The sequence below is a fragment of the uncultured Eudoraea sp. genome (assembly GCF_947490415.1).
Lineage (GTDB): Bacteria > Bacteroidota > Bacteroidia > Flavobacteriales > Flavobacteriaceae > Eudoraea.
The window spans coordinates 333483-346707 of sequence record NZ_CANLGX010000003.1; the positions used below are offsets into that span (position 1 = coordinate 333483).

10 protein-coding genes are annotated in these 13225 nt (G+C 36.0%); 9 read left to right on the forward strand and 1 reads right to left on the reverse strand.

Annotation, left to right across the window (positions count from 1 at the left end; all coding sequences use genetic code 11):
* Positions 1-107 precede the first annotated feature (107 nt).
* Positions 108-299: a cold shock domain-containing protein gene (locus tag Q0874_RS09760; protein ID WP_299162448.1), complete on the forward strand. Its 192-nt coding sequence runs from the start codon at positions 108-110 to the stop codon at positions 297-299.
* A 124-nt stretch (positions 300-423) separates the two neighbouring features.
* Here Q0874_RS09760 and Q0874_RS09765 read toward each other — a convergent pair whose 3' ends face one another.
* Positions 424-2625, reverse strand: coding sequence for an amino acid permease (locus Q0874_RS09765; protein ID WP_299162451.1), 2202 nt, complete (start codon positions 2623-2625; stop codon positions 424-426).
* Positions 2626-2861: 236 nt separating this feature from the next.
* On the opposite strand from Q0874_RS09765, the gene Q0874_RS09770 reads away from it, so the two are divergent.
* The 8 genes from Q0874_RS09770 (at position 2862) to Q0874_RS09805 (ending at position 13104) form a co-directional block, all read left to right on the forward strand.
* Positions 2862-3224: a c-type cytochrome gene (locus Q0874_RS09770; protein ID WP_299162453.1), complete on the forward strand. Its 363-nt coding sequence runs from the start codon at positions 2862-2864 to the stop codon at positions 3222-3224.
* Positions 3225-3375: 151 nt separating this feature from the next.
* Positions 3376-4731 carry a DEAD/DEAH box helicase gene (locus Q0874_RS09775; RefSeq protein ID WP_299162456.1) on the forward strand — a complete coding sequence of 452 codons (1356 nt, stop codon included), beginning with the start codon at positions 3376-3378 and terminating at the stop codon, positions 4729-4731.
* An 87-nt stretch (positions 4732-4818) separates the two neighbouring features.
* Positions 4819-6372, forward strand: a complete 1554-nt coding sequence (locus tag Q0874_RS09780) for an NAD(P)/FAD-dependent oxidoreductase (protein ID WP_299162459.1) — start codon at positions 4819-4821, stop codon at positions 6370-6372.
* Positions 6373-6447: 75 nt separating this feature from the next.
* A complete protein-coding gene (locus tag Q0874_RS09785) occupies positions 6448-7725 on the forward strand; it encodes a DEAD/DEAH box helicase (protein ID WP_299162462.1) in 1278 nt (425 codons plus the stop codon).
* Positions 7726-7972: 247 nt separating this feature from the next.
* Positions 7973-9667, forward strand: a complete 1695-nt coding sequence (locus Q0874_RS09790; RefSeq protein ID WP_299162464.1) for a hypothetical protein — start codon at positions 7973-7975, stop codon at positions 9665-9667.
* Positions 9668-9673: 6 nt separating this feature from the next.
* On the forward strand, positions 9674-10891 hold the full coding sequence (locus Q0874_RS09795; RefSeq protein WP_299162466.1) for a radical SAM/SPASM domain-containing protein: 1218 nt from the start codon (positions 9674-9676) through the stop codon (positions 10889-10891).
* Positions 10892-11270: 379 nt separating this feature from the next.
* Entirely contained in the window at positions 11271-11780 is a 510-nt protein-coding gene (locus tag Q0874_RS09800; protein ID WP_299162468.1) for a DNA starvation/stationary phase protection protein, read from the forward strand.
* A 268-nt stretch (positions 11781-12048) separates the two neighbouring features.
* Complete coding sequence (locus Q0874_RS09805; protein ID WP_299162469.1) at positions 12049-13104, forward strand: NAD(P)-dependent alcohol dehydrogenase; 1056 nt, start codon at positions 12049-12051, stop codon at positions 13102-13104.
* The last annotated feature ends 121 nt before the right edge of the window (positions 13105-13225 follow it).

A 13225-nucleotide genomic window follows, 5' to 3' on the forward strand; every position in this document is an offset into this window, starting at 1 on the left:
AAATGATCAATGATTATAAATTAATTAGTTAATCTTTTGGATTTTAAATTATTGGCACCATCTTTGTCTAATAATAAGTATTATAAATACATTTAAATTAAATTACAATGAGTAAAGGAACAGTAAAATTCTTCAATGATGCCAAAGGTTTTGGATTTATCACAGAAGAAGGTTCAAACAAAGAACATTTTGTACATTTTTCTGGATTAATTGATGAAATTCGTGAAGGCGATGAAGTTGAATTTGATCTAACAGAAGGAAAAAAAGGATTAAATGCAGTAAACGTAAAAGTTATTTAACATATACGCTTAAACTTTGTCACAAAAGCCCATCACGAGTGATGGGTTTTTTTATTATCCTTAACCCCGGTACATCCCTTTTTAAATATTTCTTCTAAAATTAGATAAGAGGTTACAGCAAGACTCAACTTTCTGTAATTTCAGAATTCGCCTCGATCAGAGTTAAATCTAGTTCATTAAAATTATTAGCAGCTTTGACCAATAGGGTAGAACCTATGGTTTCAAACAATTGATTCGTTTTTATGACAAATTCGGCCTGTTTTTCAATTTTGTAATTGGGTATACCAACCAGTGTCAGATCAGTTGACGCAGATTGTTCTTCAATGATGTTATAAAATGGTTTTTGCTCCACTGCATTGTTAATAATTCTAATTTCAACATTAACTCTTAAATCTTCAACAAGTTTAGAAATTTTCGAATTTATGAGTGTACTATCAACATTGTTGTTATTAACGAACAATACCCGAATATTGGTATTGTTCCATTTAGGGGCGGCGATTATAAATCGTGCAATATTCAGCATCATTTCGGCATTCTTGCTGTCTGTTTCCCGCCACCAAAGATCTACGGTGCTATAATTGCCGAATTTGTTCTTCCTGTCAAAATCCAAATACAATAAGTTATAATCCAAATACAACAAGGTCTCGGTCATTTTGGCATATTCCTCTGAATTTTCCAAACCTTTGGGCCATCCCATCATTATGGTATTGGGTTCTACCCCGGAAAACCCAAAAACTGTGGCAATATTGGTAATACCACTATAGATGTTCTCCACTTTAACCTGCCTCCCAAAAATACCAAGTTCTTTAAAGGATTCATTCCGTACGACTTGCTCTGTTTTTTTTAAGGGTGTATCATCTTTGGCATTAACAATGAGTTTAAAGTTAGTTACGATGCCGGTGCGGCCCGAAACTGTTTTACATAGCTCCAACAAATAGGACTGATGGTCACTTTTACCACTGAAGAGAATAATATTTGGATTCCAATTGGAATTTTCGTCCACCTCGGCATCTATTTTTTTTAACCCTTTGTTCACCACGTTTTCCCAAACACTTCTCCATACGTCATTTGATTGTAGCTTTACTTCCTTTCGTTGCAGGCCAAAATACAGACCACCAATTACCGCCAATGCCGCAAACATGGCAATCATATCTAACTTGAACATGACCCCAAAACACGCAGCAAAACCAAGCAGACCGATCCAGCGTTTAATTTTGAAGCTTGGCTGAAAATCAGGATTCGCCCAACTTTCCAGGAAATAAGATATATTGATAAAACCGTAAGCAGTGAGATAAAACATGGAGACCACTCGCGCAATAACGTCCAATTCACCTATGAGAATGCCTGCTTCTGCGATAATAAACACCATCAATAATGCGTTCACCGGTTCATTGTTGGAGCCCTTTCCCTTCCCAAATATTTTAGGAGTTACTTTATCGATAGACATGGCCTGCAAAATCCTTGGACCTCCAAGAATGCCTCCTAAGGCCGAAGATAAGGTTGCGCCCCAAATACCGGCAACAACAGCAGGTGCAAAAATGGCAATCTTCATGAGGATGTTATAATCTGTTTTCAATACATCCGGATTAATAGTATAGGCCATAAAAACAGCAAGGGCAATATAAACCACAAGTCCTCCGCCAATAGCCGATAATGTACCTACAGGGATCGATCTGTTAGGTTCTTTTAAATCTCCACTCATAGCAATACCGGCGGTAAAACCGGTAACTGCCGGAAAAAATATGGCAAAGACTACCTCAAGGGGTACGGCGCCCTCGGTTGAAAATAAGGGTACAGATTCAGGTACAAACTCAGATGTTCCTGAAAAGATGGCAATCAATGAAACGGCAATCGCCGCCAGGATAAAATATTGTGCTTTTAGGGCCAGAGACGTACTTATTAATGCAAGCGCCGTTAGTATTATCAATGCAATGGTTCCCGTTAATCTGAAATCATTGACCGACGTTCCAAATCCAAAATACGCATTAAAGCTTTCTGAAAAACCTATTAAATAAAGGGCAATAGATAAAGCGGTTCCTACAGACAAGGCTATACCTATAGAGCCCCCTATAGGAATTCCCATGCTCCGGGATAATACATAATAAATGCCGCCGGCACCTATCTTCTTGTCGGTTGCTACTGAAGATACACTCAAACCCGTAGTCACAGCTATTACATGGGCTATTATGATTATAAGAATGGCACCTAACAGGCCGGCATTACCAACTACCCAACCCAGGCGCATGTACATGATAACCCCCAAAATAGTGAGTATGGAAGGGGTAAAGACTCCTGCAAAAGTTCCAAACTTCTTCTTTTTTGCCATGGGTTACGCTCGGTTGCTTGTGAAGGTTCACAAAATACCGGTAATATAGCCAATATTTTTGTATCCCGTCCAAAGTAAAACATTCAAGAATTCCATTAATAGCTATAGAAAATACGTGAATAACTAGAATATAAAGTACCCTTTTCACTATATTTAGTAGTATCATTATTTATATCTCAAAACATATGCGTTTAGTTTCATTTTTTATAGTATTTCTTGTGTTGTATAGCTGTAAGATGGATAAAAAGTCAACTAAGGTTATAGATAAAGCTATACCCCAACGCGCAGAATTGAGTAGAGACTCCCAAATTTTTCTTGGCAACAGGCTGTTTTCTGAAAAAACATGTATTACCTGTCATGAAGTAAACAAGGAAAAAACAGGACCTTCAGTCAAAGAAATCATGAAGATCTATAAAGAAAAAAATGGAGATATAGTGGCATTTTTAAAGGGTAATGCTAAACCCATTGTAGACACCACCTCCAGCCAGGTGGCTATTATGCAGGCTAATATTGACGGTTTTTTAAAAGGTATATCTGATGAAGAACTGAAAACCATAGCTACCTATATGCTGCATGTTGATGAATTAAACCCAGATTAGTATCTTTTGAAAAAGTGATTTTGACTTAGGAGTGAGGAGACGCTTGAGATCCATGAACGAACTACTTGAATTCCTGTTATATAGTAACCAGAGTTGAATCAATTCCTGCCAGTAGCTGTAATACATTACTTTTGCATAAAATTTAATAAAGATGCAATCGTTTGACGAATTTAATATCTCCAACCAACTGCGTTCGGCTATAACCGATTTAGGTTTCGCAAATCCAACACCAATTCAATCTCAAGCCTATCCGGTAATTTCATCAGGTAAGGACGTCGTAGGTATTGCACAAACTGGAACAGGTAAAACATTTGCCTATATGCTGCCTATTTTGCAATCGCTTACGTTTTCAACAGATAAGCATCCAAGAGTTTTAATTTTAGTGCCTACGCGAGAATTGGTAGTGCAGGTTGTTGAGGAGATTGAAAAATTTAGTAAATACTTAAATAATAGGGTATTAGGAGTTTATGGAGGCACCAATATAAACACTCAAAAAGCATTGTTAGTGGAAGGCCAGGACATTGTAGTAGGAACCCCTGGCCGTTTATACGACTTGATTTTAAGTCGCGCATTGCAATTAAAATCGATTAAAAAATTAGTAATCGATGAAGTGGACGTCATGTTGGATTTAGGGTTTAGGTTTCAGCTTACCAATATATTCGATTTATTACCAACAAAGCGTCAAAATATTATGTTTTCGGCTACTATGACAGAAGATATAGAAGATTTAATAGCTAAATTTTTTATTTTGTCTGAAAAGATTTCCGTTGCCTTAAGTGGTACGCCTTTAGAAAATATTACACAAAGTAGTTATGCAGTTCCTAACTTTTATACGAAAGTAAACTTGCTAATACACCTACTGAAAAATGCAACAACTTTTAAAAAAGTACTGGTTTTTGTATCCAACAAAAGAAGCGCTGATCGGTTGTTTGAAGAACTACAAGAATCATATAATGAGGAAATTTGTGTAATTCACTCTAATAAAACGCAAAACTACCGTATGCGGTCTATTAAACAGTTTGATGAAGGTAGAAACAGGATTTTGGTCACAACTGATGTTATGGCACGTGGTCTCGATTTAAACGAAATAAGTCATGTTATAAACTTTGACACCCCGCATTTTCCTGAAAATTACATGCATCGTATTGGTCGTACTGGTCGTGCCGAAAAGAAGGGAGAATCCCTCTTGTTCTATACAGAGAAAGAAATTGCCTATAAAAATGCTATTGAAGCACTTATGAATATGGAAATTAAACATATTCCTTTTCCAAGGGAGGTAGAAATCGCCACACGGCTAACCCCTGAAGAGCAACCTCAGGTTAGTGAACCAAATAATCCCCATAAACAAAGCAATGAGCATGAGCGTGGAGCAAGTTTTCACGAAAAGTCAGAAAAGAATAAGAAAACAAATGAAAGAGGGTCTTATAAACGCATAATTAAGGCTAAATACAAAAAACCCAAAACCAGAGGTGATAAGAATTATAATAAAAGTAAAAGAAGGAAATAACTATAACTTAGGATTAGGTTATAGCTGTAAATTGCTATGATTATAATTATATCGAAACCTATACTTTAATTCGAGTAATTTTGCCTTATGATCAGAAACATCCAGGTAAGGATACCATTAAAGGAAGAAGGCCAGGAAGGCATCCTTAGGCGCAAAGCTGCCAAAACCCTTGGGATTCCTGAAGTTGATTTTACATTAAAGGTACTCCGGAAGTCTATTGACGCCCGAAAACAAACTATTTATTTCAATTACAAACTTGCCGTTTACATCAAGGAAAAAGCTCCTAAGAATTCTTCCTATTCCTTTGATTATAAGGATGTTTCAAAAGCCAAACCCATTCATATCATCGGTTTTGGTCCGGCAGGTATGTGGGCAGCATTGCGTTGTTTGGAGCTTGGTTTCAAACCTATTGTACTGGAACGGGGCAAGAATGTTCAAAATCGTCGAAGAGATATAAAAGCCATCAACCAGGACCATATCGTTAACGAGGATAGCAATTACTGTTTTGGGGAAGGCGGTGCAGGCACCTATTCTGATGGAAAATTATATACACGGAGTCTTAAACGAGGTGATGTGAGGCGAATTTTTGAAAGTCTGGTGCACCATGGCGCAACGGAGCAAATACTTATTGATGCACACCCCCATATTGGCACGAATAAACTCCCGAAAATAGTGCAGATCATTCGGGAAACTATACTTAAATATGGCGGTGAGGTACATTTCAATACTAAAGTAATAGATTTTATAATAGAACGTAATCAATTAAAAACCATTATTTTACAAAATGGAGATGAAATGCAAGTGTCTCGGGTTATTCTGGCAACCGGCCATTCTGCACGCGATATTTTTTACCTGCTTCAAAAAAAGGACATTGCCCTAAAAGCAAAGTCTTTTGCAATGGGCGTTCGCGTAGAACACCCACAACAAATTATCGATTCTATTCAATACCATTGCAAAGGAGAGCGTAATGAATTGCTTCCGGCGGCCGCCTATAGTTTGGTGCACCAGGTGAAGAATCGCGGGGTGTATTCGTTCTGTATGTGCCCCGGTGGTTTTATAGTTCCTGCGGCAACATCCCCGGGAGAAGTGGTTGTCAATGGCATGTCGCCCTCGAAACGGAATAACCTTTTCGCGAATTCAGGAATCGTTGTTGAAATAAACGTGGAGGAAGATATTCCGAAATACGAAAAGTACGGTGTCTTAAAAGGATTGGAATATCAAAAAGATTTAGAACGTTTAGCCTTTACCGCCGGTGGAAGAACCCAAACAGCTCCTGCACAAAGGTTAACAGATTTTGTAGAGGGTATATTTTCTCCGGATTTAAACCCAACATCATACCAACCGGGACTTAAATCCGCACCTTTGCATTCACTCCTTCCCAGGTTGATAGGGAGTCGTTTAAGAACCGGGTTTACCGAGTTCGGTAAGAAAATGAAAGGCTATTACACTTCAGAAGCCAATGTCGTGGGAGTAGAATCGCGAACTTCGTCTCCGGTAAATATCCCCAGAAACAAGCAATTAGAGCATCCGGAAATCAAAGGGTTGTTCCCTTGCGGCGAAGGTGGTGGGTATGCAGGTGGCATTGTATCAGCGGCCATGGATGGGGAGCGCTGTGCAGAGGCTGCTGTTGCCGGGTTGTGAAGTATTTCTCGCTCAGACATCTTAATTCACCGTTCTCAGCCTAAATAAGCGTACCTTTGCGGCTTATTTAACAAAATGACATTTAAAGAACTCGGCTTGGCCGAACCAATACTTAAAGCACTTCAGGCAGAAGGCTACGAAAATCCCACCCCAATTCAAGAACAAGCGATTCCCATACTCCTCAAAGGAAAAGACCTTTTGGGTGTGGCACAAACGGGAACGGGAAAAACCGCAGCATTCGGAATTCCAATACTTCAGCATTTGTATAATTCGCAAAACGGACAAAAGGGTAAACGACGGATAAAAGCCCTGATTGTAACTCCAACACGCGAACTGGCCATACAAATAGGCGAGAGTTTAAGCGCTTATGGAAAATTTACAGGTTTGCGAAACACCGTTATTTTTGGTGGCGTCAAACAAGGGAAGCAGGTAAATACCTTAAGAAATGGCGTTGATATCCTGGTAGCCACACCAGGCCGCTTACTCGATTTGCTAAACCAGGGATATATTTCCTTTAGGGACTTAGAATTTGTGGTCCTGGATGAAGCCGACCATATGTTGGATATGGGCTTTATTCACGACATTAAGAAGATCATCTCCATACTACCTCCAAAACGACAATCACTTTTCTTTTCGGCAACCATGCCTAAAGATATTGTAGCGCTTTCCAGAAAAATGCTGGGCGATTTTGAGCGGGTAACCATCAAACCGGAACAAGCTACCGCTGAGAAAGTAGAACAAGGTGTCTATTTCGTAAGTAAGGTCAACAAACCCAAATTATTGGTACATCTATTACAGGGGAGACCTGAAGATTCCGTTTTAGTGTTTTCCAGAACAAAACACGGTGCCGATAAAATTGGTAAAAAATTAAGACAAGCCGATATAAAATCGGCCGCCATTCACGGCAATAAATCACAAAATGCCAGGCAAAAGGCTTTAGGGGACTTCAAAGATGGAAGACTAAAAGTATTGGTCGCTACAGATATTGCAGCAAGGGGCATTGATGTAGAGGAACTATCCTTAGTTATCAACTATGACCTGCCCAATGTTTCGGAAACCTATGTGCACCGGATTGGGCGAACAGGTCGGGCGAGTGCCAGTGGTATAGCATTGTCTTTTTGTGATAAGGAAGAACAACCTTACCTGCGCGATATTGAAAAACTCATCCAACAGGACGTTCCCCGTATGCCGGCACACCAATTTGTGGACAGTGAAGACGAGGTGGAAACCAAGAAGGAACAGAAACCACAGCGGTCGCACAATTCTAATCGCAACAGAAATCGGAACCAGCAACGAAATTCAAACAGTAACGGATCTCAAAACCGCAACAGGAGCAGAAACCCGAATAGATAGTAATAGAAGTTACTAAATTGTATCTATTAGGCTGCAGATTATTTTAGATAGGTGTCTTAAAAATAGATTAATCCTGTTAATAAAATCTTCCATAAGGGGCAAGGATAAAATATTGCTTCATATTTATTTATTTTATATATCTTTAAAGAGACTGAAACTATATCTATTACTAATTTTCTTTAAACTATTAGACATTATCCCCTCTAATCTTAATCAGAATAAGGCTTTCTTTTAAAGTAATACTATAATGAAACTTTTATCACAAAAAAAGTTCCTCCCTTTCTATTTTTTTAGAAAAAATCAAAAATTTTCCTCTTTTTTATCCCTGTTTTTAACGCTTTCTTTTTTGAACCTAATTATAAGCTGTTCTTATTATAAGGTTAGAGATTTAACAACATCTCCCGAAACAATGGCACGTCAAATCGATGAATTAAATGAATCTCAAAAATATGTAGTCATACACTCCGGAGGAACTATTTGGCATTTAGAAAATCTTGTTTTAAGTGAAGAAAACAAGACCATTTCAGGTATAGCTCAAGAAATAGATAAGTATCATATCCCATTTCAACCAAGAGAAAAAAAGAAAGTTCATAGATATAACAATAAACAAACACCTCTTAATGAAATTCATTTTTTTGTAAACAATAACAACATTCCAGATTTTGGTACAGAAGTAAGTATTCCATTTTCTGAAATTTATACCATATCCGTAAATGATAAAAATAATGGTCGTACTGCTGCTAATATTGCCGTAGGCACAATAGGAGTGATAGCTGTGATAGGCATTATTGCTGCTTTGACAAAGAGCTCTTGTCCTTTTATTTATATAAATAATGGAGAAGAATTTGTTTTTACAGGCGAGCTCTATCCAGGAATTTTAACTGCAAATCAACAACGAAATGATTATTTATTATTACCCAATTTAAATGAAGTGAATAATGAATATAGTATTAAGATTACTAATGAATTAAAAGAGATCCAGTACACCGATTATGTTCAATTATTAGAAGTTAATCATCCTGATAATGTTAAAGTGCTGTTAGATAAAAATGGCAAACTACATACATTTTCAAATATAATTTCTCCAAATAATGTGTTGGTTGATCATTTAAACACTAATAGCGATCCCGTATTAGTTAAAGACAACAACTCTTATTTGTTTAATTCAGAACTAATTAGCTCTAGTAGTTTAAGAAATATTGAATTAAAATTTAATAAACCTCAACAGACAAAAAACGCTAAATTAGTTTTAACTGTAAAAAATTCTATGTGGTTAGATTATGTTTTTGGGAAATTTAACGAACAATTTGGCTCCTATTATTCTCAATTTCAAAAAGACCAACAAGATTTTTCTAAAGAAAAAAGCACGAAATGGATGAACGAACAAAGCATACCTTTATCGGTTTATTTAAAAACTAATACTGGTTGGGAATTAGTTGATAGAATAAATACAGTTGGCCCCATGGCTTCAAGAGATATAGCTGTACCAATTGACATAAGTAACGCGCCTGGTGAGGAAGTATTTATAAAACTTGAAACTGGATTTATGTTTTGGGAGGTAGATTATGTTGGTATTGATTTCACAGAAAATTTAGCATTAGATATTAATTACATTAATCCTAATGCCGCTATTGATGGAAATAATAATAATGTAACTAAACTACTATTAGGAGAAGATCAAAATTACCTTGTTCAACCCAATATTGGTGACGAAGTCATAGTTACCTTTAAGACTAGTAAACCAACTCCAGATATAATTAGAACGGTTTTTTTAAAAAACAGAGGTTATTATAATTATATAAGAAACTATGAAGGTGAACCGGATTTTCAAAAACTAAGATTGTTTAAACAAGCTGGTGCATTTACAGATTTTTCAATGTATGAATATCAAGCCCTAATGGATTATGAAAATCAATTTGACTTAGCATCAAACACTAAATAAAAAGCTATGATAGTTGAACTTCAGGATAAAGAGGCAAAGGAAACCAGATTAATTTCCACAACAATTGACACCTCAAACAAACCGCAAATTATTACTGGATTGAGATTGAAATTCATTCGATTAAGAATAAAGTTTACGCTCTTAAAAGTTATAGTAAAATGTTATCATAATCCTTTAGACTGGATACAATCCCTTCGCTATTTAATTCGATTCAGAAGACGTTTTTTAGGCAATAATAAAGTGCATAAAATGGTGTGTATAAATGGCAAATACCATATAGGTTTATATACCCCAGGATGGAACAGTAAGGTTTATAAAAGGTTTATTGCTTCTCAAATTAATGATTTTAAGCCAGTAAATAAAGGGACCATTAATAGATTTAATAACGTCTTTTTTGCTATTACTAAAAAATGTGCTTTGCAGTGCGAACATTGTTTTGAATGGGATAATTTAAATAAGAAAGAGGTTTTATCAGATAGTGAATTACAGGGTATAGTGAAAAGAATTCAAGATAAAGGTGTGAGTCAAATTCACTTGTCTGGTGGCGAACCTTTGATTAAAATGGATGCACTGGTTAAACTTTTAAATGGTGCAGATAAATCAACAGAGTTTTGGGTGGTCACCTCCGGTTTTATGCTTAATAATACCAATGCTAAACGTTTAAAAGAAGCTGGTTTAACTGGTGCTGTTATTAGCTTAGATCACTTTAGTCCGAAATTACATAATAGGTTCAGAAATTTTAAGGATGCCTATTATTGGGTTGAGGAAGCTGTTAAAAACGCAAACAACAATAATCTTATCACTGCACTTTCTTTATGTGCCACCAAAGAGTTTATTTCTGAAGATAATTTAATGTCATATATGGAATTGGCCAAAAAACTAAAGGTTTCGTTTGTGCAATTCTTAGAACCCAAAGCAGTTGGCCATTATGCCAATAAAGACGTAATTCTAAATCAAGATCAAATAGACCTATTAGAAAAATTCTTTAAGAAAATGAACTTTACTTCGGAGTACAGCACATATCCTATAATTACGTACCATGGTTATTATCAGCGAAGACAAGGTTGCTTAAGTGCTGGAAAAAAAGGAATATACATAGACACAGATGGGGATATGAATGCTTGCCCATTTTGTCACAAAAAAACAGGCAATGTATTAGATAGTCGTTTTGATGAAAACCTGGAATTATTAAACTCTGAAGGATGTAAGAGTTATGGTATATAATTCAACAAATTTCTATTTTTTCGTGTTGTCATGAATCTTTTATTTAGAAAAGTCATGGCAAAGCGTTAATAGTGCAAAATGAAAAAGGCAATGATTTGCCTTTTGAATGAAGTGCCAGATGATGAAAATTCTATACAAGACCGTTAAAAAGCGTTAAAAACTTGACTTTTTCATTAAAAAGCCTATATTAAAGGTATGTTATTTGTAGGCGACACATACCACTTCATTATGTTCTAGGCTTTAATAAAGTCTATATATTCTACTTCCCGATTTTGTAAAAATCACAGACGTTATAAAGCATTTGATTAATTATAAAAATCTATCATTCAGATTTGTATAATTTAATCTATAAATTATTAATTAGAAAAACTTATATTAAATGAAATCAATAACAGAAAATAAAACAATAAATAGAAAACCTTTTAGAAAATTAGGATTTACTTATCTCGAAACCGCAGAAATTGTAGTTAGCTTAAATCAGTTAATGGCTAATTATTTTGTGCATTACAATAAATTGAGAAATTTTCATTGGAATGTTGACGGTCATGATTTTTTTGAATTACATGAAGAATTTGAGAAAGAATATAACACAGTTAAGCAAAACATTGACATAATAGCAGAAAGAATTCGCGTATTTGGATTAAAACCATCGATGAAAATAAAAGAAATTTTAGATTTGTCTGAAATTAAAGAGGTTAGTGCAGATAAAATGTCTCCTACAGCAATGGTCACAGAAGTATTAAAAGATTTTGATGTTTTACATGACAAGATGTTAGATGTTGTTAATGCTGCTTTAGAAACTGGTGATAATGTCACTGAACAAATAGTCACTGACTTCATGAGAAATCTAGAGAAAAGAAACTGGATGTTTACTTCATGGTGTAAATAATAATTAGTCAAACAATTATAATATAAAACTATGGATACAATAAAATTAAAACCTTATGATGAAACTGATTAGTGCTCTTTAAATTAGTTTTAGTAATTATTACACAAAAGCCTGGAGAAATCCAGGCTTTTATTATACAAATACACTCTTTTTTCAAAAGGACAGGGGAGTGGTGGTGAAATTTGTGTGGAACGCTTTATTATGTATATTTATAGAAGTTTTTGTGTATTAAAAATGAATCAAATAATTACTTAAATATTAAAATAAAATGAATGTAAAAAATATCAAAGCTTATGGCACAGAAGCCTCTGATGCTGCTATTGAACCCATGCAAATCAACCGAAGGGAAGTTACTCCTAAGGATGTCGAAATAGAAATTCTATATTGTGGCGTATGTCATTCCGATTTGCATTTTGCACGCAACGATTGGGGATTTAGTGTGTATCCTGTAGTTCCCGGTCATGAAATTGTGGGTAAGGTCATTAAAGTAGGGGAAGGGGTAAGCAATTTTAAAGCCGGCGATGTTGTTGCTGTGGGTTGTTTGGTAGATTCGTGCAGGACATGCGGGAATTGCAAAAAAGATCTGGAGCAATATTGTCCTGAATGGGTGGGCACCTATGGTGGCCATGATAAGCATTTAGATCTGCCAACATTTGGTGGCTATTCCGAGAGCATTGTGGTCGATGAACATTTTGTTTTAAATATTCCAGAAAACCTTGATCTTGCCGGTATTGCTCCAATACTTTGCGCAGGAATCACCACCTGGTCACCTTTGCGAAAATGGAATGTTGGGAAGGATAGTAAAGTAGCTGTGGTTGGTCTTGGAGGCCTGGGACATATGGCCATAAAACTGGCGGATGCATTAGGCGCACATGTAACCTTGTTTTCAAGATCCCCAAATAAAATACAGGATGCCTTGGATTTAGGAGCAGATCAGGTAGTTATATCAACGGATAAGGATCAAATGGCTGGCGTTCAGAACAATTTTGATGTTATTATTGATACAGTGCCCTATGCGCATGATATCAATCCGTATATCGGAACCTTGACTACAGACGGCACCTTGGTTCTGGTAGGTTATTTAGGGCCATTAGACCCCATGTTGAATTCAGTTCCTATGATTATGGGCCGTAAAACGGTTGCAGGTTCTTTGATTGGTGGAATAGCAGAAACACAGGAACTATTGGATTTCTGCGGTAAACACAATATTACCTCAGAGATCGAGATTATTAAAATACAGGATATTAATCAGGCCTATGAGCGTATGCTAAAAAGTGATGTACATTATCGGTTTGTTATTGATATGGCATCGCTTAAAAGTTAGCACAAAGATGATTTTTAGATAGGAAACCGGCATACATCTTTGTATACCGGTTTTTTATTAAAGCTTGGTTTTCATGTTAAAAAAAGGATTTGGATTAACAGTTGTTCAAGTAAAAATATAC